The organism is Rhizobium yanglingense (assembly GCF_977109285.1).
Genome location: NZ_CDSAWY010000005.1, coordinates 1,253,742 through 1,278,920, shown reverse-complemented (window position 1 = coordinate 1,278,920; position 25,179 = coordinate 1,253,742). Strand labels below are relative to the sequence as shown.

General features: G+C 61.0%; 19 protein-coding genes and 17 pseudogenes. 27 read left to right on the top strand and 9 right to left on the bottom strand.

What is annotated here, in order from left to right; genetic code table 11:
- Window positions 1-86: 86 nt before the first annotated feature.
- From ACW4PC_RS15965 to ACW4PC_RS15910, 12 genes and pseudogenes are all read left to right on the top strand, one after another.
- On the top strand, window positions 87-1,358 hold the full coding sequence (locus ACW4PC_RS15965) for an imelysin family protein (protein WP_455874396.1): 1,272 nt from the start codon (window positions 87-89) through the stop codon (window positions 1,356-1,358).
- A gap of 46 nt (window positions 1,359-1,404) precedes the next feature.
- Entirely contained in the window at window positions 1,405-2,943 is a 1,539-nt protein-coding gene (locus tag ACW4PC_RS15960) for a di-heme oxidoreductase family protein (protein ID WP_455874395.1), read from the top strand.
- A complete protein-coding gene (locus ACW4PC_RS15955; RefSeq protein WP_455874394.1) occupies window positions 2,943-4,040 on the top strand; it encodes an imelysin family protein in 1,098 nt (365 codons plus the stop codon). The genes ACW4PC_RS15960 and ACW4PC_RS15955 overlap by 1 nt, the downstream gene beginning before the upstream one ends.
- 4 nt (window positions 4,041-4,044) lie before the next feature.
- Entirely contained in the window at window positions 4,045-5,136 is a 1,092-nt protein-coding gene (locus ACW4PC_RS15950; RefSeq protein WP_455874393.1) for a DUF1513 domain-containing protein, read from the top strand.
- A gap of 18 nt (window positions 5,137-5,154) precedes the next feature.
- A pseudogene (locus ACW4PC_RS15945) lies at window positions 5,155-5,677 on the top strand (PaaI family thioesterase); the annotation flags it as partial.
- Window positions 5,678-6,319 (top strand): annotated as a pseudogene (locus tag ACW4PC_RS15940) (5'-methylthioadenosine/S-adenosylhomocysteine nucleosidase).
- Between the two features lie 94 nt (window positions 6,320-6,413).
- Window positions 6,414-7,986: pseudogene (gene guaA, locus ACW4PC_RS15935) on the top strand (glutamine-hydrolyzing GMP synthase).
- Between the two features lie 299 nt (window positions 7,987-8,285).
- Window positions 8,286-8,914: pseudogene (locus ACW4PC_RS15930) on the top strand (type IV toxin-antitoxin system AbiEi family antitoxin domain-containing protein).
- Window positions 8,904-9,071, top strand: coding sequence for a hypothetical protein (locus ACW4PC_RS15925; RefSeq protein ID WP_455874392.1), 168 nt, complete (start codon window positions 8,904-8,906; stop codon window positions 9,069-9,071). Before ACW4PC_RS15930 ends, ACW4PC_RS15925 begins: the two are co-directional and overlap by 11 nt.
- 140 nt (window positions 9,072-9,211) lie before the next feature.
- Window positions 9,212-9,463 carry a nucleotidyl transferase AbiEii/AbiGii toxin family protein gene (locus ACW4PC_RS15920; protein ID WP_455875035.1) on the top strand — a complete coding sequence of 84 codons (252 nt, stop codon included), beginning with the start codon at window positions 9,212-9,214 and terminating at the stop codon, window positions 9,461-9,463.
- Window positions 9,396-9,821, top strand: a complete 426-nt coding sequence (locus tag ACW4PC_RS15915; RefSeq protein WP_455874391.1) for a nucleotidyl transferase AbiEii/AbiGii toxin family protein — start codon at window positions 9,396-9,398, stop codon at window positions 9,819-9,821. Before ACW4PC_RS15920 ends, ACW4PC_RS15915 begins: the two co-directional genes overlap by 68 nt.
- Window positions 9,822-10,461: 640 nt before the next feature.
- On the top strand, window positions 10,462-10,620 hold the full coding sequence (locus tag ACW4PC_RS15910; protein WP_455874390.1) for a hypothetical protein: 159 nt from the start codon (window positions 10,462-10,464) through the stop codon (window positions 10,618-10,620).
- A gap of 233 nt (window positions 10,621-10,853) precedes the next feature.
- On the opposite strand, the gene ACW4PC_RS15905 is transcribed toward ACW4PC_RS15910, so the two are convergent.
- Window positions 10,854-11,048, bottom strand: a complete 195-nt coding sequence (locus ACW4PC_RS15905) for a hypothetical protein (RefSeq protein ID WP_455875087.1) — start codon at window positions 11,046-11,048, stop codon at window positions 10,854-10,856.
- Between the two features lie 4 nt (window positions 11,049-11,052).
- On the opposite strand from ACW4PC_RS15905, the gene ACW4PC_RS15900 reads away from it, so the two are divergent.
- Genes ACW4PC_RS15900 through ACW4PC_RS15890 form a run of 3 tightly spaced genes read left to right on the top strand, consistent with a single transcriptional unit; the run spans window position 11,053 to window position 12,296 of the window.
- On the top strand, window positions 11,053-11,946 hold the full coding sequence (locus ACW4PC_RS15900) for a HipA domain-containing protein (protein WP_455874389.1): 894 nt from the start codon (window positions 11,053-11,055) through the stop codon (window positions 11,944-11,946).
- On the top strand, window positions 11,876-12,040 hold the full coding sequence (locus tag ACW4PC_RS15895) for a HipA domain-containing protein (protein WP_455874388.1): 165 nt from the start codon (window positions 11,876-11,878) through the stop codon (window positions 12,038-12,040). The genes ACW4PC_RS15900 and ACW4PC_RS15895 overlap by 71 nt, the downstream gene beginning before the upstream one ends.
- Window positions 12,024-12,296 carry a hypothetical protein gene (locus ACW4PC_RS15890; protein ID WP_455874387.1) on the top strand — a complete coding sequence of 91 codons (273 nt, stop codon included), beginning with the start codon at window positions 12,024-12,026 and terminating at the stop codon, window positions 12,294-12,296. Before ACW4PC_RS15895 ends, ACW4PC_RS15890 begins: the two co-directional genes overlap by 17 nt.
- Before the next feature lie 210 nt (window positions 12,297-12,506).
- Here the strand turns inward: ACW4PC_RS15890 and ACW4PC_RS15885 are convergent.
- Both ACW4PC_RS15885 and ACW4PC_RS15880 read right to left on the bottom strand, forming a co-directional pair.
- Window positions 12,507-13,094: pseudogene (locus ACW4PC_RS15885) on the bottom strand (ABC transporter permease).
- Window positions 13,071-13,359 (bottom strand): annotated as a pseudogene (locus ACW4PC_RS15880) (ABC transporter substrate-binding protein); the annotation flags it as partial. The pseudogenes ACW4PC_RS15880 and ACW4PC_RS15885, both read right to left, overlap by 24 nt.
- Before the next feature lie 45 nt (window positions 13,360-13,404).
- On the opposite strand from ACW4PC_RS15880, the gene ACW4PC_RS15875 reads away from it, so the two are divergent.
- The 3 genes and pseudogenes from ACW4PC_RS15875 to ACW4PC_RS15865 form a co-directional block, all read left to right on the top strand.
- Complete coding sequence (locus tag ACW4PC_RS15875) at window positions 13,405-13,680, top strand: sigma factor (protein ID WP_455874386.1); 276 nt, start codon at window positions 13,405-13,407, stop codon at window positions 13,678-13,680.
- 194 nt (window positions 13,681-13,874) lie between these two features.
- Window positions 13,875-14,138: a sigma factor-like helix-turn-helix DNA-binding protein gene (locus tag ACW4PC_RS15870; protein WP_455874385.1), complete on the top strand. Its 264-nt coding sequence runs from the start codon at window positions 13,875-13,877 to the stop codon at window positions 14,136-14,138.
- A gap of 157 nt (window positions 14,139-14,295) precedes the next feature.
- A pseudogene (locus ACW4PC_RS15865) lies at window positions 14,296-15,142 on the top strand (ferritin-like domain-containing protein); the annotation flags it as partial.
- A 638-nt stretch (window positions 15,143-15,780) separates the two neighbouring features.
- On the opposite strand, the pseudogene ACW4PC_RS15860 reads toward ACW4PC_RS15865, so the two are convergent.
- A pseudogene (locus ACW4PC_RS15860) lies at window positions 15,781-16,311 on the bottom strand (dihydrofolate reductase family protein).
- A gap of 228 nt (window positions 16,312-16,539) precedes the next feature.
- On the opposite strand from ACW4PC_RS15860, the pseudogene ACW4PC_RS15855 reads away from it, so the two are divergent.
- A pseudogene (locus ACW4PC_RS15855) lies at window positions 16,540-17,129 on the top strand (type II toxin-antitoxin system HipA family toxin); the annotation flags it as partial.
- 219 nt (window positions 17,130-17,348) lie between these two features.
- Here ACW4PC_RS15855 and ACW4PC_RS15850 read toward each other — a convergent pair.
- A pseudogene (locus tag ACW4PC_RS15850) lies at window positions 17,349-17,913 on the bottom strand (methylated-DNA--[protein]-cysteine S-methyltransferase); the annotation flags it as partial.
- A 493-nt stretch (window positions 17,914-18,406) separates the two neighbouring features.
- Between ACW4PC_RS15850 and ACW4PC_RS15845 the strand changes: the two are divergent.
- The 3 pseudogenes from ACW4PC_RS15845 (at window position 18,407) to ybaK (ending at window position 20,299) form a co-directional block, all read left to right on the top strand.
- A pseudogene (locus tag ACW4PC_RS15845) lies at window positions 18,407-19,469 on the top strand (peptidase M14).
- 1 nt (window position 19,470) lies between these two features.
- Window positions 19,471-19,822, top strand: a pseudogene (locus ACW4PC_RS15840) (ArsC family reductase).
- Between the two features lie 2 nt (window positions 19,823-19,824).
- Window positions 19,825-20,299, top strand: a pseudogene (gene ybaK, locus ACW4PC_RS15835) (Cys-tRNA(Pro) deacylase).
- Here ybaK and ACW4PC_RS15830 read toward each other — a convergent pair.
- Window positions 20,296-20,790: pseudogene (locus ACW4PC_RS15830) on the bottom strand (MarR family winged helix-turn-helix transcriptional regulator). The pseudogenes ybaK and ACW4PC_RS15830 overlap by 4 nt on opposite strands.
- 29 nt (window positions 20,791-20,819) lie before the next feature.
- On the opposite strand from ACW4PC_RS15830, the gene ACW4PC_RS15825 reads away from it, so the two are divergent.
- Window positions 20,820-21,245, top strand: coding sequence for a DoxX family protein (locus ACW4PC_RS15825; protein WP_455874384.1), 426 nt, complete (start codon window positions 20,820-20,822; stop codon window positions 21,243-21,245).
- A gap of 5 nt (window positions 21,246-21,250) precedes the next feature.
- Here the strand turns inward: ACW4PC_RS15825 and ACW4PC_RS15820 are convergent, their stop codons facing one another.
- Complete coding sequence (locus ACW4PC_RS15820; protein WP_455874383.1) at window positions 21,251-21,397, bottom strand: hypothetical protein; 147 nt, start codon at window positions 21,395-21,397, stop codon at window positions 21,251-21,253.
- 165 nt (window positions 21,398-21,562) lie between these two features.
- Between ACW4PC_RS15820 and ACW4PC_RS15815 the strand changes: the two genes are divergently transcribed.
- The 3 genes and pseudogenes from ACW4PC_RS15815 to ACW4PC_RS15805 all read left to right on the top strand — a co-directional run bounded on the left by ACW4PC_RS15815 (window position 21,563) and on the right by ACW4PC_RS15805 (window position 23,321).
- Window positions 21,563-21,859 (top strand): glutathione S-transferase family protein, encoded by a 297-nt coding sequence (locus ACW4PC_RS15815; RefSeq protein WP_455874382.1) that lies wholly within the window; start codon window positions 21,563-21,565, stop codon window positions 21,857-21,859.
- A gap of 189 nt (window positions 21,860-22,048) precedes the next feature.
- Window positions 22,049-22,204: pseudogene (locus ACW4PC_RS15810) on the top strand (hypothetical protein); the annotation flags it as partial.
- A gap of 52 nt (window positions 22,205-22,256) precedes the next feature.
- Complete coding sequence (locus tag ACW4PC_RS15805) at window positions 22,257-23,321, top strand: aminopeptidase (RefSeq protein WP_455874381.1); 1,065 nt, start codon at window positions 22,257-22,259, stop codon at window positions 23,319-23,321.
- 144 nt (window positions 23,322-23,465) lie between these two features.
- Here ACW4PC_RS15805 and ACW4PC_RS15800 read toward each other — a convergent pair.
- Window positions 23,466-24,336, bottom strand: a pseudogene (locus ACW4PC_RS15800) (EamA family transporter).
- A gap of 140 nt (window positions 24,337-24,476) precedes the next feature.
- Here ACW4PC_RS15800 and ACW4PC_RS15795 point away from each other — a divergent pair.
- A pseudogene (locus tag ACW4PC_RS15795) lies at window positions 24,477-24,965 on the top strand (MarR family winged helix-turn-helix transcriptional regulator).
- Here the strand turns inward: ACW4PC_RS15795 and ACW4PC_RS15790 are convergent.
- Complete coding sequence (locus tag ACW4PC_RS15790) at window positions 24,966-25,127, bottom strand: hypothetical protein (RefSeq protein WP_455874380.1); 162 nt, start codon at window positions 25,125-25,127, stop codon at window positions 24,966-24,968. It abuts the pseudogene before it with no gap.
- Window positions 25,128-25,179: the final 52 nt, after the last annotated feature.

Sequence of the window (25,179 nt, the reverse complement as noted above, 5' to 3'; positions counted from 1 at the left end):
TCCAAACTAGAGTGTTTGACACTGGTTTTCTTTTGCGCGAAGAGATTCGGGCGATTTCAGACGGATGCCCGTCATAGGAGAGGACCATGAAGCTCAACAAGAATTTCTGCGCAGCATTGGCGCTGGCGATAGCACCCCTATCCAGCCCGGCTCTCGCGGACACCGATGCTGCGGCCGTCGTGAAGCATTATGCCGAAGTGGCGCATGCCAAATACGAGGACTCGCTGATCACCGCAAAGGCGCTCGACAAGGCGATTGACGCCTTCCTGCAGACGCCGAACGACGAGACGCTGAAGGCTGCCAAGGATGCGTGGCTTGCGGCCCGTGTTCCTTATCAGCAGACGGAAGTCTACCGCTTCGGCAATCCGATCGTCGATGACTGGGAAGGCAAGGTCAACGCTTGGCCGCTCGATGAAGGCCTGATCGATTATGTCGATACCTCCTACGGCGCGGAAAGCGACGAGAACGCGCTCTATGTTGCAAACGTCATCGCCAACAAGACGATCAAGATCGACGGCAAGGATATCGACGCTTCCAAGCTGACGCCGGAGTTCCTGTCCGGCACGCTGCAGGAAGCAGGCGGCGTCGAAGCCAATGTCGCGACCGGCTACCACGCCATCGAATTCCTCCTCTGGGGCCAGGACCTGAACGGTACCGGTCCGGGAGCGGGCAGCCGCCCGGCAACCGATTACGACCTCAAGAACTGCACGCATGGCAATTGCGATCGCCGCGCCGCATATCTGAAGTCGGCATCCACGCTTCTGGTCTCCGACCTGCAGGAAATGACCGATAATTGGGTTGCTGACGGTGCTGCGACGAAGAACGTCGAAGCCGATCCGAAGGCGGGTCTCGTCGCGATCCTGACCGGTATGGGCTCGCTCTCCTACGGCGAACTCGCTGGCGAGCGCATGAAGCTCGGCTTGTTGCTGCACGATCCGGAAGAGGAGCATGATTGCTTCTCCGACAACACCTATAACTCGCACCTCAACGATGCGATCGGCATCGCCGCCGCTTACAGCGGGGAATATACCCGCGTCGACGGAACGAAGCTGACCGGCCCGTCGCTGCACGATCTCGTTGCCGCGAAAGACAAGGCACTCGATACCGAAGTCGCGGGCAAGCTGAAGACGACGCTTGATGCAATGCATGCCATGGCAAAACGCGGCGAGACGGTCGAGAAGTACGACCAGATGATCGCCGAAGGCAACAAGGACGGCAACGCCGCCGTTCAAGCCGCTGTCGACGGTCTCGTTGACCAAACGAAGTCGATCCAGCGTGTTATTGCTGCACTCGATCTTGGCACGGTTCAGCTTGAAGGTTCCGACAGCTTGGATAAGCCTGACGCTGTCTTCCAATAATCAAAAAGGCGGGCCGCTTCCAAACCCAAGCGGCCCGAACTCTGAAATGCCGCATAATCCGGCTCGTCGCGTTTTTCTCTGCGCTGCTTTCTGCGCCACGCTTGCCGGCCTTCCGGTGGCTCTTGCCGCCGGTTTTAATCTTCCGACGAAACGCACCGATCTTTCCGATGCCGATTTGAAGCGCGTCGAGGCCGTGACGCGCCCGGCAAGTGATTTTTCCAAAGCCGAGCCATACGAGGCGATGCAGGCTGGTGCCGCCACATCGGTCGATCCGGTTACGCAGGATTCCTTTTCGCATATCTCGGCGAACATCCCCTTCGAGGAAGAGCAGAACTTCAAGCTCGGCAACGCACTCTTCAAGAAGCTCTGGGTTTCCGCACCATCCTCGACACAGGCGTCGGATGGCCTCGGGCCGCTCTTCAATGCGCGTTCCTGCATGAGCTGCCACGTCAACGACGGACGCGGCAGGCCACCGGAAGGCGGCGTCAGCGCCACATCGATGTTCTTTCGCCTTGGACGAGCAGCGGCGACACCGGAAGAAGGAGAGGCGATCGCAAATGCTAGCGCCGTCAATTTCCCAGACCGTACTTATGGTCATCAGCTGCAGGACCTTGCCGTGCCCGGTCTCGCCGCCGAAGGGAGGATGGCCATTCGCTATGCGGAAAAGACCGTTACGCTTGCCGGCGGAGAAACAGTCTCATTGCGTGCGCCGACCTACGAAGTGAAGGATCTTGCCTACGGCCCGCTCGATCCGGCGACGACGATATCGCCGCGCGTCGCCCCGGCGATGATCGGGCTCGGCCTCATCGAAGCCATTCCAGCAGCCGACATCCTCGCGCATGCCGACCCGGACGACAAAGATGGCAACCGCATTTCAGGCAAGGCTGCCATCGTGCGTGATCATCGCACAGGCGCGGTCACCCTTGGCCGCTTCGGGTGGAAGGCACAGAATGCAACTGTGCGCGACCAGAGCGCCGCCGCCTTCTCCAGCGACATCGGCATATCGACGCCCGACCGGCCGGATGCACATGGGGATTGCATGCAGGCCGAGATAAAATGCCAAAAAATGCCGACCGGTGTTCAAAAGCGCTTGGGCAATGAAGAGGCGCCCGGGCCCGTCCTCGATCTCGTGACCTTCTATTCCGCAAATCTAGCCGTACCGGCGCGACGAAAGGCAAGCTTCCCCGACACGCTGAGGGGTAAGGAACTTTTCTATCAGTCCGGCTGCATATCCTGCCACGTACCCAAATTCGTCACACGTCGGGATGCCGCCGAAAAAGCTCAGTCCTTTCAGCTTATCTGGCCTTATTCGGATTTCCTGCTGCACGATATGGGCGAAGGTCTTGCCGATGGCCAGCAAGTTGGCCACGCAAGCGGACGTGAATGGCGCACGCCGCCGCTATGGGGTATAGGACTGACCCGGACTGTCAGCGGACACAGCTTTTTCCTCCACGACGGCCGCGCCAGAAATCTTACCGAAGCGATCCTCTGGCACGGCGGCGAAGCCGAGAAAGCCCGCGATGCATTCTCCTCTCTGCCGAAAGACGATAGAGAGGCCCTGATCAAATTCCTGGAGTCCCTGTAATGCGCCTTTGGCAACCTCTCGTGCTTTCATTCATGCTTGCGTCATCGGCAATTGCACAGACTGCGTCGACGCCGACGGGGCTGAACGAGGAAGCGGTGCCTGGCGTGATGGCGCGGGCCGTCGACGAGGTGATCCGTCCCGGCTACCGCAACATGCAACAGTCTACCGCACGCTTGACGACGGCGATGAAGGACCTCTGCGACGGTGGCACACAGCAGACTTTGGACAAGGCCAAATCTGCTTTCGACGATACGATCCGCTATTGGTCGATCATCGAGATCGTGCAAACCGGCCCGGTGATGCACGACAATCTCTTCGAACACATCCTCTTCTTCCCTGACCGAAAGGGCGTCGGCCTTAGACAGGTACAGGCACTGCTCGCCAAGGCCGACCCGAAGGATGCGACGGTCGACGCGATCGGGGAAAAGAGCGTCGCCTTGCAGGGTCTGACGGCGCTTGAATACGTGCTTTACGGCAACGGCTCAGACGATCTGCTCAAACAAAAGAACGGGTTCCGCTGCCAATATGGTGCTGCTGTCGCGGGCAATATCCAGCGCGAGGCAGGCGAAGTCGTTGCGGCTTGGGAAAAGCCGGACGGCGTGCAGGCAAGCTGGAAACGTCCCGGTCCCCAAAGCGAAGATTTCATGGATAACAAGGAAGCGGCGACCGCCCTTCTCGGCATTCTTGTCCACGGCGTCGAAACCGTCCGCGATCAGCGGCTGGAGCTGTTTTACAAAGGCCGGGATGACACGGCACCGCGCCCGCGCATGGCTATCTATTGGCGCTCGAAAAACACCTGGAAATCGATGACGGCAAACCTCGAGGGACTGCGCACGCTCTGGCAGAAGGCCGGAATGGCGGAACTTCTGCCTGCCGACAAGAAACCCGTTGCTGATGCAATCGAGGCGAACTTCAAGACCCTGCTTGATACCGTCCCGAAGCTCAATCCGGATATCGACGTGGCAACCAGCGATGCGGAGAAAGCCAAGCTCGACGCATTTCTGGCGACGAGCCGTGAATTGATCACCCGCATCAGCGACGAATATGGCGGCGCGATCGGCCTTTCGGCCGGCTTCTCCTTCTCCGACGGGGACTGAGCCGATGTGGCAAAGCGCTGCGATCGACCGACGCAGTTTCGTCAGGGCAGCAGGCCTGAGCTTTCTCGCCGTATTGCAGCCGCGCGGGCTGCTGGCACTTGAGCGCGCGGATGCGGTTTATGCCTCGGGCATCCGCGCCGCCGACGGCTCCTTCGCGGTCGCCACCGTGACCGAACGCGGCGAAATCGTCGATCAGGTCGCCCTGCCCGCACGTGCCCATGGCATGGCTTTCAGCCCAACCACCGGCAAGACCGTCGCCTTCGCTCGCCGTCCCGGCACCTACGCAATGATCTTCGATCCCTGGAACAGGGGTGAGCCGGTCGTTATCACCTCCGCCGAAGGCCGCCACTTCTACGGACACGGTACGTTTTCGCCGGACGGCCGGTTGCTTTATGCCAGTGAGAACGATTTTGACGGCAATCGCGGCATGATCGGTCTCTACGACGTGACGAACCGCTTCGCCCGCATCGGCGAGTTCCAGACCTATGGGGTCGGCCCGCACGATATGACCGTCTCCGATGACGGCCGCTGGCTTGTCATCGCCAATGGTGGCATCGAGACCCATCCGGATTTCGGCCGCACGAAGCTCAACCTCGGCAACATGCAGCCATCGCTGACGCTGATCGATGCGTCCAATGGCACGCTCGTCGAAAAACATGTGCTGCCGCGGCAATGGTCGCAGGTCTCGACCCGTCACGTCGATATCGACGCCAATGGCCGCGTGTGGTTCGCATGCCAGTACGAGGGCCACCGTAACGACCTCCCGCCGCTCGTCGGCCACTTCGCCAAAGGCGAGGAACTAACCTTCATCGATCTGCCGGAGAAAACGACCCGCCAGCTCGGCAACTATGTCGGTGCCATTGCCGTCAACCGCAAGGACGCCCTCGTCGGCGTGACGTCGCCGAAGGGTGCATCGGCGATCATCGACGCCAACTCCGGCAAGGTCTTGGCCGAAGACATCGTCCCCGACGCTGCCGGCATCGCACCCGCCCGGCATGGATTTGCGGTCTCTTCCTATGACGGTGAGTTCCTTGCGACGCGCAGCAATGTGGCATGGGATCAGCATATCGTCAGGATTGCCCGCGAGCGCGCTTGATCTTTCGCTCGATCGCATATCGGAACTGCTTCCCTTTCGTCCTTGTCGAAACCGGCGCGCCGTGCCACTTTCGCGGTCGCAAGGGGACAAATGCATGAGCGTTAGGAATAACGGCGACTTCCGCGAACGGATCCGTCAGAGTTTTACCCGCCAGGCGGCGATGGAAACGATCGGCGCCGAGCTGACGCGCGTCGAGCACGGCATGGTGGAGATCGAGCTTCCCTTCGACGTCAAGCTGACGCAACAGCATGGCATTCTTCATGCCGGGATCATTTCGGCAGCTCTCGACAGCGCCTGCGGCTTTGCCGCCTACAGTGTCATCGACGCCGATGCCTCGATCTTGACGATCGAATTCAAGGTCAACCTGATGTCGCCTGGGCGCGGCGAGCGCTTCCTGTTTCGCGGCGAGATCACCAAACCAGGCTCCAATATCATCGTCGCCGACGGGCGCGGCTATGCGATCGGCGACGGACCGGCCAAGCTGATCGCCTCCATGACGGGAACGATGATGGTCGTTCGCGGCAGAGAGGGAATTGACGGGATGAAATTCGAACTGAAGCCGATCGCCGGCAAGTCCATCCTCTTCGTCATGGCGGTCGGAAGCCGAATATGGCCCCTTCCTGCGCTCCCGTTTCGAGCCGCTGATGACGGGCGTCGGTCCAGTCGAGGCGGCGGTCGCGATGACGAAGACGCTTTCCCGCCTCGATCATGCCGACGACCTGCCGCAGCTTGTCGTCTCTCTCGGCTCGGCAGGTTCCGCGACTCTTGAGCAGACGGAAGTCTATCAGGTTTCTTCCGTTTCCTACCGCGACATGGATGCATCGGCGCTTGGTTTCGAGAAGGGCCACACACCCTTCCTCGATCTTCCAGCGGCCATCGATCTGCCGCTCCGCATTCCCGGTATTCCTGAGGCCAGCCTTTCCACCGGTGGCAACGTCATTTCGGGGGCGGCCTACGAGGAATATCGCTGCTGACATGGTGGACATGGAAACATTCGCAATTCTGCGCGCCTGCCAGGGCTATAAGCTGCCGTTGATCGGCCTTCGCGGAATCTCCGACGGCGCTGAAGAACTGCAGCATATTTCACGGCTGGACCGAGTATCTGCACGTGATCGATCGCAAGCTCTCCTATGCCGTCGACAGCCTATTCACAGCGCTCGAGGACGGTGTTTTCTGGTTCTGAAACCCTCTAAAGCAGGGACAATCAGGACAATAAAATCCCGGCTCGGCCGATTTCCTGGATTGCCAGGACGGGTGCTTTTCATTAAAGGCTCGCCATGACCCAGACAGCACATCCCGACAGCGTTCTCATCGTCGATTTCGGCAGCCAGGTGACCCAGCTGATCGCACGCCGCGTGCGCGAGGCCGGTGTGTACTGCGAGATCGTGCCCTTCCAGTCCGCCGAAGAGGGCTTCAAGCGGCTGCAGCCGAAGGCCGTCATCCTGTCCGGCAGCCCGGCTTCGACGCTCGACGATCGGCTCGCCGCGCGCGCCGCAGATCGATCTTCGACAGCGGCCTGCCGGTCTTCGGCATCTGCTACGGCCAGCAGACGATGTGCATGCAGCTCGGTGGCAAGGTCGAGAGCGGCCATCACCGCGAATTCGGCCGCGCCTTCCTCGACGTCGACAAGGACTGCGCGCTGTTCGACGGGCTGTGGTCGAAGGGCTCGCGCCATCAGGTCTGGATGAGCCACGGCGACCGCGTCACGGCGATGCCGGAAGGCTTCGAGGTCGTCGCAACCTCCGCCAACGCGCCCTTCGCCTTCATCGCCGACGAGAAGCGCAAGTATTACGGCGTGCAGTTCCACCCGGAAGTCGTGCACACCCCGGACGGCGCGAAGCTGATCGCCAACTTCGTTCACAAGATCGCCGGCATCAAGGGCGACTGGTCGATGTCGGCCTATCGCCAGAAGGCGGTCGACGCAAATCCGCCAGCAGGTCGGCGACAAGCGCGTCATCTGCGCGCTTGTCCGGCGGCGTCGACAGCTCGGTCGCAGCTCTCCTGATCCACGAGGCAGTCGGCGACCAGCTGACCTGCATCCTCGTCGACCATGGCCTGATGCGCAAGGACGAGGCGAGCGAGCGTCGTTGCGCATGTTCCGCGAGCACTACAATCTACACCTGCTGCATGTCGATGCCTCGGACCGGTTCATCGGCGAGCTGGAAGGCGTCAGCGATCCGGAGACCAAGCGCAAGATCATCGGCGCGCTTGTTCATCGAGGTGTTCGAGGAAGAGGCCAAGAAGCTCGGCGGCGCCGATTTCCTGGCCCAGGGCACGCTCTATCCCGACGTGATCGAAAGCGTCTCCTTCACCGGCGGCCCATCGGTCACGATCAAGTCGCACCACAATGTCGGCGGCCTGCCGGAGCGCATGAACATGCAGCTGGTCGAGCCGCTGCGCGAGCTGTTCAAGGACGAAGTCCGCGCGCTCGGCAAGCGAGCTCGGCCTGCCCGATAGCTTCATCGGCCGCCATCCCGTTCCCCGGCCCGGGCCTCGCCATCCGCTGCCCGGGCGGCATCACTCGCGAGAAGCTCGACATCCTGCGCGAAGCCGATGCGATCTATCTCGACGAAATCCGCAAGGCCGGCCTCTACGACGCGATCTGGCAGGCGTTCGCGGTGCTGCTGCCGGTCCAGACCGTCGGCGTCATGGGCGACGGCCGCACCTACGAATTCGTCTGCGCGCTGCGCGCCGTCACCTCGGTCGACGGCATGACGGCGGACTTCTACCACTACGACATGGAATTCCTCGGCCGCGCCGCAACCCGCATCATCAACGAGGTGCGCGGCATCAACCGCGTGGTCTACGACGTGCACGTCGAAGCCGCCCGGCACGATCGAGTGGGAATAATTTTTGCCCATCCGGGGGTATCCAAAAATACGCTCCTGTATCGATCTAAGTCACTGAAAACAAAAAAGTTTACGTCCAACATCTATCGGTAGCTATCGGCGGCCATAGAGCGGCGGTGTAGGTCCGCCTGACGGACCTCCGTTATTGCTGAGATGCATTTTTCAAGGGGCCGTCATGGTCGATGTGGCTCTCCATTTGTTCCAGTTTTGGGCAGAGCTGGTGAGCATGGTGTTTTTCAGAGACGAACGCGTTGACACCTTCTGCCGTTATGAGTCCCGAGCAGAGGAAGCATCACGGAAATGGACACGGCTGGCACCCAACGGGCTCGCGCACTGGAGCTCCTGAAAGCCCGGCAAATGCTGCGGCTGAAGGATTTCGCCGCGCACGGCATTGGCTCGAGACACGCTTGCGCGTCTCGTGCGAGATGAAGAAGTCGTTCGTCCGGCGCGCGGCCTCTACCAGCTTCCCGACGCTGCGGCTGACGCTGGCACGACATGCCCTGGCCGAGGCATCGGCGCCTGTGCCGAAAGGGATCGTTTGCCTGACCTCGGCGCTGCAATTTCATGAGCTGACGCAGCCGCAAATGCCGTCGGCGGTCTGGATGGCCATCGATCGAACGGCTTGGCGCCCCAAGATCGACTATCCGCCTATCCGTTTCGTACGCTTCACCGGAGCCGCTCTCACCGAAGGCATCGAACGGCATCGCATCGAGGGGGTCGAGGTGCCGATCACAAATCCGGCGCGTTCGATCGTCGACTGCTTCCGCTATCGGACGAAAGTCGGCCTCGATGTTGCGATGGAGGGGCTGCGCGAGGGGCTCCGGCGGCGCAAGACGACAAGCGACGAACTCTGGACATATGCGAAGAAGGCCAGGATCTGGTCGACCATGCGACCCTGTATCGAAGCGACGGTGGCTGATGGCGCGTGAACCGAAGAAAAACGTCGGGGCATCGGTACGCGCCCGGCTCCTGGATCGGTCTCGCGCGGAACGCACGGACTTTCAGATCCTGCTGACGCGCTATGCGCTCGAGCGGCTTCTGTACCGGCTGAGCCTATCCGCGCATCGCGACCGCTTCATCCTCTAAGGGCGCGATGCCGGTCCATTACCTGGGTCGCCCGACCCTTTTCGGCCAACGCGGGACCTCGACCTTCTGGGCTCCGGCGAGAACAGCCCGGGAGGCCATCGCCGCGACTTTCCATGCCATTTGCACGCAGCCGGTCGACGATGACGGCGTCGTTTTCGAAGTCGATGCGCTCGAAGCCGTGCCGATCCGTCGAAGAAGTCGAATATGGCGGCGTTCGAGTCCGCACTACAGCCACCATCGCCGGCGCCCGCATCCCGATTCAGGTGGACATAGGCTTCGGCGACGCCGTCACACCGGGACCGGTCGATATAGAATATCCCGTCGTTGCTCGATGCGCCGGCGCCGCGCCTTCGAGCCTATCCCGTCGCAACCGTCATCGCCGAGAAATTTGAGGCGCTGGTGACACTCGGCATGCAGGCGAATAGCCGCCTGAAGGATTTCTACGATCTCTGGCTGATCGCCGGAACGTTCGAATTTGAGCGATCCACCCTTGCTGAAGCTGTGCGGCAAGAGCCTTCGCGAGACGGCGCACTGGATCTCCCGACGGAAAGGCCGACGGGTCTCAGCGGCGCCTACGCGGAGGCATGGGATCGGCAATGGCGGGCGTTTCTCGGTCGCGAACGTATGGCGGCCGCGCCGCCAGATTTGGCCACCGTAGTGGGGGATCTCGGGCACTTTCTGCTGCCCTTGACGGAGCCGTTTGACCGCAATTGGCTTTGGAAGCCGCGCGCGGGATGGATTCAGGCGTAGACAGAATGGCTAAGAGAGGCCCCACGGCGAATGCTGCTCTCGCTCACGGGCAATCATCAATGATCTATCACGCTGGTGAAATCCGGATTGAGACAGATCTTCGGATGCTTCAATAGTGGACCGGGACCGTCTCTGGAAGAGATGCGGCCAACTCAACCTTTTCAAGGCAAATTTTCCAGCTAGAACGTTTCGCTGATTTCACGCATCTCGTAATCCCTGACAGGCCTGCCCCGATCCTCCAACGCCCGCACCACGGTATATACCATGCCGACACACTTCGCATGACCCGAAGCCGCGCTTTCGGCGGTTCCCGAGTCAATCAAAAGCTGCAGTCCTGTAAGGCGACGGGATCGTACAATGAGAGTCTAACGCTAGGCTACCCGAGGCTCACCGAGAGCGCACTTATGGCGGGGTCCAATTCCGAAAAGCCCAGAAATGACTTCCAGCCCTCTCCACGCTAGCTAGCCCCAGCATTGACTTGAGCCAGTGCCAGACGCGTGCCCACCACCGATCTGGATGTTGGAGCGGTATATGTCGTCGGCTGCGTCGGATAGGTCAGCCAGCTTTCGGTCGCGCATCGCTGCGCCCTCGTCACCAGGATAGTATGTAGCGCGTAGCATCCCACCGATCGAGCCCGTGCTTGACGGTTGAGGCCCATGCCGACATCAATGAAGGGAATGTTGCGCGAGATGAGGGCGTCGAAAAGTCGATCGGCGGTCAGACTCGTCAGCGTTCAGAGAAAGATGATGCGGAAGCTGCGCCGCTGTTTCGCAACGGACTTGCTAAATCCATCAACTAGTCATATATGACATAAAATGATTAGTTAGCAGGCGTATATGGATCATTGCGATGGGGTCGCCTAGAAATCAAAGTCCGCCCTCGATAGGCTCGGACACGACGTTCGCGGCGCTCGTTTGCGGCGCGGCATCTCCGTGGCCGATCTGGCAGTGCGCGCGGGTACGTCGCCGAGCACCGTCGCGCGCTTGGAAAAGGGAGACCCGAGGCGTCGGAATCGGCACGCTCGCCGATATCCTAGTCGTGCTTGGTCTTGTCGACCGACTGGCCGACCTGATCGACATCCGCAAGGACGATCTGGGTCTCGCGTTGACCGCCGAACGCCAGCCGCGTCGCGGACGGTCTTTTGCGACCGCACTGCGCAGGCAGAAGGCCAAGGGAAAAGCTGCACAGAATGGATACGGGATGTCGTCGATCCGGACGGCGCGTCATTCTGATGCCCGACTTCAACGCCTATGTCGTTCTCGGCGAGAGCCTGACACCTGTTGGTCAGCTGCGTTTCACGCAGGCCGGGCCACGCCAGTTCTCGACCTTCGCCTATGAGCCCGCCTGGATCGAGAATCCCCCGCGCCTTTGCCGTGCAAGCCGACCTTTCCCCTTGAAGCTGGGCCATTTCACACATCCGGCCAACCCGGAAAACATGCGCGACGCGCTGCCGGGCGTCTTCGCCGACGCCGCGCCAGACAGCCTGGGCCGTCGGCTTCTCGAACGCGCCTATGGCAGGGGTCTTTCCGAATTCGAGTATCTGGCCCTGTCCGATGACACTTGCCGGCAAGGCGCGCTGCGATTTCTCGACGATGCCGGGCAGATCATCCGGGGTGGGGCGGCCGATGCCGTGCCACGCCTTGTCGATCTACAGGCGATCACCGCCATCGCGCGGGCCTATGAGCATGGCAGAGAGATTTCCGCCGAGGAGATACAGGTGCTCGCCGGCGCGGGCGGTTCCGGCGGTGCGCGTCCCAAGGCCAATGTCCAGGATGGCAAGACGCTCTGGCTTGCCAAGTTCACGTCGGTCCACGATCAGCAACCGATCGAATGCGTCGAGGTCGCTGACGCTCCGCCTCGCCCGGGCCTGCGGCATCCGCACGCCGGAGGTCAGGCTGCCGAACTGGCCGACACGCCATTCCCGGTCGCTCTGATCCAGCGGTTCGACCGGCGCGGGACCTCACGTATTCCTTACATCTCGGCCCGCACCGCCCTTGGCAAGACCGGAACCGAGCTGGGCTCCTATACGGAGATCGTCGATTTTATGAGGGCAAATGCCGCTGATCCGCAGGCTGATTTCCGCGAACTCTTTCTGCGCCTTATCTCTCACCATCCTCGTGTCTAACGAGGATGATCATCTGAAGAACCACGGTTTTCTGTATGTGGGGGCCGGTCGCTGGCGATTGTCTCCCGGTTTTCGATGTGAACCCCGCGCCTGACCGCAATCCGCATCTCGAAACGGCGATCATCGAGGGCGGCACGCATGACCGGTCGATTCTTCTGGCCCTCGAAGCGTCCGAGTTCTTCGAGATCGCTGGAAGAGGAACGCACCGCCAAATGATCCGCCAGACAGCGCGGCGTATTTCCGATGAATGGCGTGAGGGGCTTCGACAGGTGGGCGTCTCCGGGGCTTTGGCGCGGCAAGATGAGCCGGCCTTCATCAACGACCAGACAGAGATAGCGCACACTACTTAATTACCATATATGCTCGATATAGCACTATAAATCGTCATATATGGCATATTCCTGCCGGCGACTTGGTTCGACGCAATCGCCCCCGGCTTTGTCCGTTGAGCCGATCAGATTGATCCGATATCGATCCAGCCTCCGACCTCAAGACCAACAATGGGGGGCGCTGTCCTGGCGGCCCCCCATTTCAATTCGCTTTGGAACCGGATCGTCTGTCTACGCCGCTCTCTTCGCGGCGTTCTGCCTCCACTTGATGAGCCGCTCCCTCCAGAACATCCACAACTCGATCGATGATAAGAACGAACATCGCGAGGATGATGATGCCCGCGAACACGCCGACCGCATCGAAGTTGCCCTCCGCGCGGCGCGATCAGGTAACCGAGGCCAGCGGAGGCGCCCAGATATTCGCCGATGATGGCGCCGACCACCGCGAAGCCGACGGACGTGCGCAGCGACGATAAGGATCCAGCTCGCCGCCGCCGGGAAGTAGGCGTGACGCAGCAGATCCGAGCGCTTCGCCCCGAGGGTCCGGGCATTTGCGAAAGCACGACCGGGTTCACTTCGCGCACGCCCTGCATGGCGTTGAAGAACGTGACGAAGAAGACGAGCGTAACCGCAAGCGCCACCTTCGACCACAGCCCGAGACCGAGCCAGAGCACGAAACCTGGTTGAAGATGTCGGGGGCAAGGAGCAGGAAAGAAGAAGACGCACATCGATGAAGCCGACGGTCACGTCGAGCTGCCAGCCGCCGAGGATGAAAACCAGCATACCGAGTTGGATGATTCGTTCGTTGAAGCTCTTCAGGACTGCGAGCGGCGTCTGGGTGTCGGTCTCGCTGAATTTGCCGTCCACCCCGAAGATCGGCTTGGCATTTTGAACGGCCTTCACATAGATCTCGCGATCACCGGAAATGAATTCCTTCGGCAGCGTGTCGACGATCTCCTCGGCGCTGTGCGTGTTCATCCATGCGACTGCCTTGACGGTCGCGTTCGTCGACCTTCTGGATGGTCTCCGGGTTCTCGTCGATATAGGCCTGCGTCGCATAGAGGACGGAGGTCGGGTAGATTCCGGAAGTCCGCTCACCTCATAGTAAGCTGATGCATCTGGAGCGCCTATGATGAAGCCGAGCGGATCCACCGAGGCAGTGAGAATCGAGGACCTTGACGACGCGGGGCCGGATGAACGCGCGCGACAGCGCGACCCCGGCGCATTCTGGCTAATCATCAAGCGTCACAATCAGCGGCTTCACCGGGTCGCCCGCGCCGTCCTGAATGACGACACCGAGGCGGAGGACGTACTTCAGGAGACCTGTGTCCACGCCTTCACCCATCTGGCCGAATTCCGCGCGGAGGCGCGGCTGTCGGACCCTGGCTCACCCGGATCGCGCTGAACGAGGCGCTGGGACGCCGCCGGGAAAAGGCCACCCACCTGTAGACGCAAAAGCCATCGAAGGCATGGTCAGCTCCGTTCAGCGCACGCGGAGAGCCTGATCCCGAAGAGGCGGCCGCTCTCGCTGCAATCCCGTGGCCTCCTGGAGCGAGCCGTCGGTGACTTGCCGGAGCCCTTTCGCATCGTCTTTCGTCCATGCGGGACGTCGAGGAAATGAGCATTGAGGAAACGGCTTTTCTTTTGGCATTGCGACCTCAGACAGTGAGCACCCGTCTTGATCGCGCACGCCGGCTGCTCCGCGAGGCGCTGCGGGACAAGCTCGCCACCGTGTTCACGGATACGTTTCTCTTCGCTGGCGCTCGTTGTGACCGCCTCGCGCAATCAGTCCTCGATCGGCTCGCAATCCGCCTGGTTCGAAAGGATACTCACCTGTTGAACGCGGCGACCGAGCGCACGTAGACGCCGTCCACGCCGAGATTACGCCGGCTCCTTTCGCAGGGCCTTGTAGCGGGACACGGGAATATTTTGGCGGCCCGGACCATCTAATCGTCAGGCAAATGCATTCGGTGCCGCGGCGGTGACAGCGGTGTTGAATCAACAGACATAGGAGACCGCCATGCAAGGCGCACTTCACCTATCCCGGCGTCAGTCGCTTCAGGGACTTATCGTACTCGGTGCCGGAGCGGCACTCAGCGGAATCGCGCGGCCTTCACCGGTATTGGCACAGGACATATCGGACGAGGGACGATTTTCCGCTTTGCGCTCAACCTCGAATATATGGAGGCTGAATACTACCTCCGCGGCACCACCGGAATGGGCATCGACGCAGCCGATGCCGGTTCGAAACCCGGCGACGTCGTTGGTGGAAAGCAAGTCTCGTTCGAGACGCCCGCCATCGCGCGAGTTCGTGCAGGAAGTCGCGGAAAACGAACTCGCGCACGTCCGCTTCTACCGGAAGACGCTTGGAACCAACGCGGTTGACCGGCCGGCCATCGATTTCGGTGCGGGCTTCAAAGCCGTCGCGGAAGCAGCGGGCCTCGGGCCGGACTTCGACCCCTTCGGCGACGAGACCAACTTCGTTCTCGGCGGGATGTTGTTCGAGGATGTCGGCGTCACCGCCTATGCCGGTGCGGCGACAGTTCTGAAAAACAAGGACTTCCTCGCCGCAGCCGCAGGCATCCTGGCGGTCGAGGCCTATCACATGGGAATGGCGCGATCTGCTATACCGAAAGGGAGAGGAAGCCTGGAAGGCCGCCAACGCTGTCTCCGATGCCCGAGACAAAATCGACGGATCAGACAATAAGGACCAGGGGATCCAGGGGGACGGAAAAGCCAACATCGTTCCCTCGACGCCCGATGCGATCGCGTTCACCAGAACGCCGCAGGAGGTGCTCCGGATCGTCTACCTCACCCACAAGGACGGAGTGAGCAAGGGCGGCTTCTATCCGGAAGGGATGAACGGGCACGCTCAAGACCACCTGAGCCAGTTGCGAGTGACGGTTGGCCACTGGAAACTGAGCGGATTGGTATCCGCTGCTCTCGGAAAAGACCATGATAAGGATGATGATGTGAACCACGGATCGGCAGCTTCAAGCCGAGTGCTGTCTCGCCGCAAGTTCCTGAATGTCTCTGTGACCGGTGCGGCGATTGCCAGCGCCGGCGGGCTTTCAGCCTGTATGTCTCGACCGATGGCAGCCGGAAGACAACCAAGCGCTGGCGCTTTACCAGGACACTCCAAGTCGCGGCGAACGCTGCGCCGGGTTCACCCATTTCCTAGAGCCGAACGGGTGCGAGATCGTTGCCGGTGCAATCAGCGCAAATGGCTGGTCCCGTTTCCACGAGCCGCTGCCGGCTTGATAAATAAGTTGCGGTCTCCCGCCTTATGTGTCGGGCGGGAGCAACGCGACGTCAGCTTCCACTTCCAGTGCAGACGTTGGCCGGCCATCGGCAAGTGTCTGCCTATGGGGTCAGTCAGGGACCTCGGACCTACTGGACCGAATGTCCGCTATCGCTTTTTTGGACGCCAGAAACCGCCGGTCGGCAAACGACCCGATTGCGGACCTGATGCGTAGGCGCAGTCCGTCGAACCAGCCGCCCGCGATTAAGCAGGAACGTAGGTCAACCTAATCACGTCCTCGCCAACGGGATCGGCCAAGGCCGAGCGGCGGCCGCGGGCCGGCGAAGAATGGCGTGCCGCGACCAAGCACGACGGGATGGAAAGAAAAGCTGATACTCATCAATAAGACCAATGTCGGTCAGGCTTCGTGCTAGGTCTGGCCCTTTTGGGAAACCGCAATCTCCCCAACTAGCCGAGCCTTCAGACCACGTATCACCGCCTCGATGTCATCCTCGACAAGTGTGGCGTCGGGCCAACCGACTTCAACGAGCGCGACACGACCCACTTCGGTTGGCGCCGCCACGCCGCCGCGAACTCATGTTGCTCCGCACTCCACTCAGGATGGTCTTGGTCCCAATAACGCATGATCTCGTACATGCGGCGACCGTACACACTGCCGGTCAGGCCGTGCACGTGCTCTATCCAGTGACGAAAGAGCGCGGGACCTGTCCGCATTTCAAGGTGGCCGACATAACCGTCCAGGGACTGGTTCATTCCAAACACGAGCTTCGCCATGCTACAAAACCTCCACGCCAGGCTCTTAAGAATAGCTTGAGCCGACGTTGCACAGAAGTGAGGTTAGACACAATCTGCGCGTCGCTTTAGCGGCGTGACCGTGCGGGCAGCGGATCAATCGAGGGTACTTTTCGCGCAGAACCGCGCCGATCGCCGCATCGCTCTCGCGCCAGTGAGGCGCGCGGTTCTGAACCGGCCCGATAGTTTGGCGTCGATATCAGCCGAGAGCCAATGCAGAGCGAAACGCTGTCGGAGGGCAAGGCTCTTCTCGTCAAACGCTTCGATCGTGGCGCTGAGGGTAAGAGGATACACATCAAGGATTTGGCTCAGGTCTTCGGTGTCTTTCCCTCGCGGAACCACGAGGGCGCCGCTTATCACGACATAGCCTCGGCCCTTGGTGTGGCCGTCTCGCCTGCGGCGGCTTCTTGAATTCGTCCGCCGCTTGGCATTGACTGTCATCACGGGCAATGGCGACATGCACCTGAAGAACTGGTCGTTGATCTATCCCGCAAACGGCCACAAACCGGCGCTTGCACCAATCTACGACGTCCTGTCGACCGCGCCATATATTCCCGCCGACGCCATGGCACTTTCGCTTGGAGGGGAACGCTCGTTCAAGGCGCTAGCAGCTCCGCGATGGAAGGCATTTGCGAACCGTGCAGCTTCGGCAGCCGGCAGCGCTCGAGACCGTCGAACTCGTCAACGAGCACTGGTGGCATCTATCTGAGCGCGACGTTGTCCCGGCGAAAGTGCTCGAGCCAATTGACGAGCATGTGAAGGCGATGACGCCGATACTGAGATCCTGCGCCGAGAAGTGAGCCGAGCCCCATGCACTTCGAAAGTCAGTCACCGCGCCGCTTGAGATGGACGGGGCTCAGGCAGATCGCGCTGGCCAGCGCCTGTCCGACGCTGTCGTTGCCGATGTCAGCGACCTGGCCTGGCCATCGAGCGGCCCGAGCGCGTGCAGGACGCATAGATGCCGATGCTGACGTTGGTATCTCCGGCCTCGAGTGGGAATGATTTTCATCCCCAATATGAAAATCCCAGGATTGCTGCGCCGCCTGCGGCGGCGCAAGTCGGACGCCTTCCAGTTCCAGAGCATCCTGAGCTTGGAATGCGAGCCGCCCGGCGCCGAAAACCCGCCGATCTTGCCACCTGCGGCAAGCGCCCGGTGGCACGGGATGATGAGGGCAACCGGGTTCTTTGCCATCGCCTGACCCACGTCCTTCGCCGCTTCCGGGCCGGCGCCAAGTTCCTTCGCCAACGCGCCGTAAGTGGTCGTTCGGCCCCAGCCGACGCGGCGCGCAGCAGCATAGATGCTCTGGAAGAATGCATCCTGGCCCCTCAAGGTCGAGCTTTACGCCTGAAAGATCCTGTTCCGTTGCCGTTGAAGTAACGCTTTACCGCAGCGATCGCCTCGGCAACCTCAGGCGTCGGTGTACCCGATTCGGCTGCCGGAAGGCGGCGCAGCAGAAGTCGCTCCGTCGCGTCAGCGGCGTTTGTCGGCAGCTGGAAACGTGTGATGCCGATCTCGTTCCAGGCAATTCCGCAGAAACCACCAACCGTTTCGAAGATCAGATATTGGTGCGCTTTCTCAGCCATGACATCGCCTCCGTGCTTCACTTGCATCCTGAAATCGTACGGCCGGACCTCGAGTTCCACCCGTTTCTTGCAACAGTTTGCCATTTCGCACAGCCTTGGCCAAGATCAGATGTTCTAATTTTGTTCGTGCGTTTCAGCTTCGGTCCGCTAGACCGGGAACTTAGCAGGAGAAAATGGAGGCGTGGCGACGCGGTTGAATGGCCCTGCCCAGCGCGGAACAAATTCGAACTTCCTTTCAACCATTCAGGAGCCGGTCGACCACGATGGCCCGGCAGCGGTTTGCGCAATGGGAAATCCAATCTGTATTTTGTGATTTCCTGACCGCCTGCCGGCGAGAGCGATCATGAGCATATCGGCCAGTGGCCACTGATCGGATAGCAGGAAAATAGCGCAATGCTTCTTGCCTCAAACGAAGTGCGTCATCTGCCGCCTTGCACTTGCCCGCCGGACTCGCATAAAGCTCCGTTAAGCAGAATTTGCGGAGTGACGTAGCGTGGATATTTCCGAAATCATCATTCCGGGCGACACACCCGGCATCGAGTGGCGTCTGCCGGTTTTTCGGTTCAAGGGCAACGACCCGGCCGCACCGAAGGTTTATATCCAGGCGGCGCTCCATGCCGACGAACTCCCGGGCACAGCACTTCTGCATTTTCTCTGCGGGACGCTGCGTAATGCAGAAAGTGCCGACAGCATTGCGGGCGACATCACGATCGTACCCCAGGCCAATCCGATTGGTGCAGCACAGTCGCATTTCGGCGAGCTTCAGGGCCGTTTCGATCTCGGCTCGCGGACCAATTTCAACCGGGATTTCCCGCTGATTTCTCTGCGGGACCGCGACAACCTGATCGACGATCTCGATCGTTACCCGGCAATCGACCGGCTAAAGCGGCAGCTGATGCATATGGCGCTTGGCGCCGATGTCGTGCTCGATCTGCATTGCGACGACGAATCCCTGCAATATGCCTACATCGACGAGGTGTTCTGGCCGGAGGCGAGCGACCTTGCCGCCGCCTTGGCGATGGACGCGGTGCTCCTTTCCGACGGCGAGAGCTCGGCGTTCGAGGAGGCAATCAGCTTTGCCTGGAAATATGAAGTGCCTGGCGAGAAGCGCACCCGTCTGCCCGGCAAGCTTTCCGTCACCTTGGAACTTCGCGGCAAACGCGATGTCTATCCGGATATGGCCAAAGCGGATGCAGAAGGGCTATGGCGCTTCCTCACTGCACGCGAGATCATCACAGACGAGAGTGTATTGCCAAGCACGTTCGCCGGGCCAGCCGTGCCGCTGGACAATATCGAGATGATCCGCTCGCCGGAGTCTCGGCACGGTCCTCTTTCATCGCAGCATCGGTGAAATGGTTGCCGAAGGCGATCTGCTGGCAACGATCATCACGCGTCCCGGCATGCCGGACGGCAGCATCCAAGTTCGCGCACCGCAAGCCGGCCTTGTCGTCACCCGCGTTTCCGACCGCCTAGTACGCCGGCGCGCGGACCTGATGAAGATCGCCTGCAGCCAGCCCAGCAGCGTGGTGCGCAAAGCCGGAACCCTCGAGGATTAATATGACTGCCATCATTTATGGTATCAAGAACTGCGACACGATGAAGAAGGCGCGCGCCTGGCTGGAAGAGCATGGCGTTGCCTATGATTTTCACGACTACAAGGCCGTGGGCATCGACCGCGCCCATCTGCAGCAATGGGTCGACAGAGCCGGATGGGAAACCGGTACTCAACCGCGCCGGAACGACCTTCCGCAAACTGCCGGACACCGACCGCGAAAACCTCACCCGGGAAAAGGCGATCGCCCTGATGCTCGCCCAGCCGTCGATGATCAAGCGGCCGGTTCTGGAAGCAGGCGGCAAGCTGCTGGTCGGCTTCAAGCCTGAGAGCTACGGGGCGGAATTCGAAAAATAGAAATGTCCAAGACGACGCGCGCCACGCAGGTTCTTGCCAAAGCCGGTGTCAGTTTCACGGTGCATAGCTACGACTATGATCCTGAATGCCGAACGCGTCGGCCTCCAGGCCGCCGAAGCGCTCGGCGAAAAGCCGCATCGCGTGCTGAAGACGCTGATGGCAAAAGTGGACGGCAAGCCGGTCTGTGTCGTCGTGCCCTCCGATCGCGACGTCAGCATGAAGAAGCTTGCCAGCGCCTTCGGCGGCAAGACGGCAAACATGATGAAGCCTGCAGATGCCGAGCGGCTGACCGGATATCATGTCGGCGGCATCAGCCCGTTCGGCCAGAAAAAGCTGGTTCCGACGGCGCTGGAGGAGGCCACGCTCACTGAGCCTCTGGTTTACATGAACGGCGGTCAACGCGGACTGCAGGTGCGCCTTGCGCCAAAGGAGGCGCTCACGACGCTGAATGCCAAAGCTGCCTCGCTCATCGCTTAGGCGGAAAATCGCGCTAGGAGATTCACGAGCGCCGTGGCGGCTGGATCGTCAAGTCTTCGAGCCGACGTGGACCTCGATCGCCTTGGCATAAACGGTCCACATGCGTTCGCGAAGCGCCCGGCCGGCCGCCGTAATGACAACCCATCGGCCGCGCCCGTCTTCGGCAAACGTCTCGCGGCTGACGAGCTCCTCGCGTTCGAGCCGGTCGAGCAGCCGCGAGAGATTGTATTGCGCGAGCAGCGTGCGCTCTTCGATTTCGAAGGGGCGCAGTTTGCCTTCATCCGCGCGCGCCAACTCCCAGAGCACATCATACCAGCCAAGCGGCGGCAGGCCGGCCTTCTTGAGGTCGCTCTCGATGGCCCGCAGCAGGCGCTGCTGCGCACGCATGATGGCGATCCACGCCTGCGTAGTTGATCTCGGATCGAGGTTCTTTGCCCATATAGATGCAATTACATTTACCTTGACGACGGAGCAAGATAAATTATATGCAGGTACATCTATCATTCGGAAACTGACGAACATGAACGCAGATAAATCCATCCTCTATGCAACTGCCCTGCTGCGGATCAGCCTCGGCACGATGTACCTCGCCCACAGCATCATCCTGAAACTGATGACATTCGGACTGATGGGGACCGCCGGATATTTTACGTCGATCGGCTTGCCGGGCTGGATGGCCTACCTCACCTTTGCCGCCGAAGCGGTCGGCGGGGCGCTCTTGGTTCTCGGCATTCAGAGCCGCATCGCCGCCTTGGCGCTCGTACCGGCCCTTGCCGGCGCGATCATCTGGGCGCATGGCGCGAACGGCTGGGTCTTTACTGCGCCCGGCGGCGGTTGGGAATATCCGCTCTATCTGATCGTGCTTTCGATCGCCCAGGCCATGCTCGGAGACGGCGCCTTCGCGCTTCGCCCTTCGCAACCGCTTGCACCTGCAAAAGCCTCTTAAGGGAATTATGCCATGCAAAAGCTTACCCTCGTCTGCGCATCACCTGTGCCCTTATGTGCAGCGGGCCTGCGATTGCCCTTGGTGAGAAGGGTGCGGCCTTCGAGCGCGTTTTCATCGATCTCGATGACAAGCCGGACTGGTTTTTGAAGCATTTCTCCGCTCGGCAAGGTTCCGCTTCTGGCTGATCGAGGAAGACGGGCGGCAGGTCGCTCCTCTTCGAGAGTGCGGCAATATGCGAATATCATCGACGAAACGCAACCCGGGCCGAGCGCTTCATCCAGCAAGATGCCCTGACGCGCGCCCGGCATCGCGGATGGATGGAGTTCGGCTCGTCGATCCTTGCCGATCTCTGGGTGTATGAAACGACTAGCGACCGGCGGGTGCTGCGAGACCAAACGAACGGTCCTTGCATCGAAATTCCTTATCACCGAAACCGGAGCTTTCCGGCGGACCACTATTTCGTCGGGAAGAGCTTCAGCCTCGTGGATGCCGTCTTCGCACCGATCTTCCGATATTTCGATGTCTTCGACACAATCAGCGACGACCACATCTTTGATGGCCTGGAAAAGCGTGAATGCGTTGGCGAAGCACGCTTGTGCAGCGGCCGAGTGTGAGGCAACGCCGCCGCTACCGATTATCACGAGCGTCTCATCGCGCTTCCTTGAGAAACACCAGTCGGCATTGCTTGAACAGGCGGCTGCTTAAGATCGGGTGGTCTCTTGCGGCCCTGCATTTTCACGCTGGCGAGCCTTCATTTTCGTCCGTAAAGGCGTCTAAGTCTGGCATCTTCGGAGAAGAGTCCATTGCAGGAGGTAGCCGGCCATGACGTTCCATGCCCCAGAGTCAGAATTCCGTCGATCCCGATCAAGCTGGAAAAGCTCGCCGAGGTCGCCGTCAGGGTCGGCCTGCAGGCTTCGAAGCGCGGTCAGGATCTGGTGATCACCGCGCCGATCGTCGCAATGCCGCTGGTTCGGTTGATCACCAAGCACGCCTACATCGCCGGCGCCGGGCTTGTTTACGACTTTCTATTCCGACGAGGAAACGACGCTTGCCCGCTATCAGCACGCGCCGCGACGAGAGCTTCGACCGGGCCACCGGACTGGCTCTACGACGGCATGGCCAAGGCATATCGGCAACGATGCCGCCCGCCTTGCCATTTCCGGCGACAACCCGATGATGCTGGCGGCGCAGGACCCGGCCAAGGTCGGCCGCGCCAACAAGGCGAATTCGATTGCCTACAAGCCGGCGTTGGAGAAGATCTCCAATTTCGACATTAACTGGAACATCGTTGCCTATCCGAATCCCGGCCTGGGCGAAGGTCAGATGTTCCCGGACGATCCAGAACCGAGTTGCCGTCGCAAAAGCTGGCAAACGCGATCTTTGCCGCCTCCCGCGTCGATCGTCGCCGATCCGATCTGCCGCCTGGAGCGGAGCACAATGCCAACCTTGCCGAAGCGCTCCTCCTGGCTGAACGGTGAGCGCTTCTCAGCGCTGCATTTCACCGGCCCGGGTACGGACCTGACCGTCGGTCTTGCCGACGGTCATGAATGGCATGGCGGCGCCTCCGACGGCGAAGAACGGCGTCACCTGCAATCCGAACATCCCGACCGAGGAAGTCTTCACCACGCCGCACGCGCTGCGCGTCGAGGGCCATGTGTCGAGCACCAAGCCGCTGTCGCATCAGGGTACGCTGATCGACAACATCCAGGTCCGTTTCGAAGGCGGTCGGATTGTCGAGGCCAAGGCCTCGCAAGTGGCGAGGAAGTACTGAACAAGGTGCTGGATACCGACGAAGGCGCGCGGCGTCTCGGCGAAGTGGCGCTGGTGCCGCATTCCTCGCCGATCTCGGCGAGCGGCATCCTGTTCTACAACACGCTGTTCGATGAAAACGCCTCCTGCCATATCGCGCTCGGCCAGTGCTACTCGAAGTGCTTCCTCGACGGCGCATCGCTCAGCCAGGACCAGATCAAGGCGCAGGGCGGCAATTCCAGCCTGATCCATATCGACTGGATGATCGGTTCCGGCGAAGTTGATATCGATGGTGTTCAAGCGCGGATGGCGCCAAGGTTCCGGTGATGCGCAAGGGCGAGTGGGCTTGCACAGAGGCGTTTTTGCGGCGCTGCCGGCTGGGCGGCATCGCCAGCGCTCGCCAACGGTTCGTCGCAGCCGCAATCTGATCCGACAGATTTCCAACCGGCTTGCTGCGGCGAGCACAAGCAGCTAAGGGCTGACGGCCGCTGCTGCCATCGGTGCCACCGGCCGTCGGGCCATTTGCGCCCGTTGCCCAGCCAGACGCTTGCCAGCACGGCTACCATGCCGATGATCTGAGCAGTGACAGGTTCTGGCCAAGCGCCCCAGCCGAGCAGCGTTGCCACCAGCGGGCTTAGAAGCCGAGCGACGCGACCGCCGCAGGCTCGAGTTTTCGACAGGCCGCGGAGCCATAGGAGATAGGTGAAGGCCGCGCCGATCAGTCCGAGCTAGGCCATGCCGAGCACATTTGCCAGTTGTCGGCATCGGCAGAGGCGGCTCGAACAGCAGTGCTACTGGCACGAGCAACAGCCCGCCGGCCGTCAGTTGCCATGCGGTGAAGGTCGAGGCTCGAGACCGGCGGCGCCCAATGGCGCGTCAGCACCGTTCCGAAAGCCATTGATACCGCGCCCGCCAGCCCGGCGATGATGCCGATCGGATCGAGCGCTGCCGTTGGGTGTCAACACCAGCAGCGCCGACACCAGCCATGCCGACCAAAGCCGGCAACGATCGGCGAGCGGCCTGATCGGCGTGCCAAGCAAGAGGCGTGCCAGCACCACGACGATCAATGGCTGGATGGCACCAACGGTCGCAGCGACACCGCCCGGTAGCCGGTAGGCCGAGACGAACAGCATCGCCCAGAAGAACGAGAAATTGAGCGCGCCGAGGATGAAGACTCCGCACCCACCAGATGCCTTGCGGCAAGCTGCCGGACGATGGCGAGCAGGAGGAGACCGGCAGGCAGGGCGCGCAGCATGGCAACCGTCAGCGGATAGCCATGCGGCAGGAATTCGGTGGTGACCAAATAGGTGCTGCCCCAGATGGCGGGCGCGATGGCCGTCATCGGGACATCGGCTGCAGATGTGCTATTTTGTCTTCATATCAAGTATCTCGAGTTCAAGATAAATTCAGACATAGCAGCATTAATCTTGACGTCAAGACGATATCGTGGTATCGCTAGTCTATCGAAGGGATGAAGAAGCAATGGACCGTGTCGATAGGATCCTGGCCCAATGGCGATGGGAGCGGCCGGACCTCGATGTCGGAGCCGATGGGTCTCCTCGGGCGCCTGGCGCGGCTGACGACACTATCTCGGACGCGAGGTAGAGCAAGACGTTTCTGGAGCTCGGGCTCTCGTCATCGGCGCGCTTCGACGTGCTGGCAGCGCTGCGGCGCTCCGGCAAACCCTACCGCCTCTCGCCTGGCGATCTGCTGGCGACGACGATGGTCACCTCCGGTACGATGACCAACCGCATCGACCAGCTCGAGAAAGCAGGTTTCGTTGAACGCGTTCTCAACCCCGACGACCGGCGAAGCGTGCTGATTGCATTGACGGAGAATGGTTTTGCGGCCGTCGAGAGCGCGGTCGGTGCCCACGTTGCCAATCAGCAGCGGCTTATCGAAAACCTCAGCGATGAAGACAAGGCAGCGCTCGATGCGCTGCTGCGCAAGTTCCTCGCGAAATTCGAATAGTCAGATCGCGCTCAACGCCTTGCGCACGCGATCAAGATGAGCTTGGCGTTTGGTGGCCGTCGCGCGGTCCATGTCGTGCAGGCTGAGGATTCGAAAATTGAGGCCCTTGGAGCAGAAATTCGCAATGCCGCGCTTCAGTAGCCGGCGCACCGGATCGCCCATATAGAGATGAAACCAGCCACCACGGCGAGCCCGTCGTTGTCAGAGCCCAAAG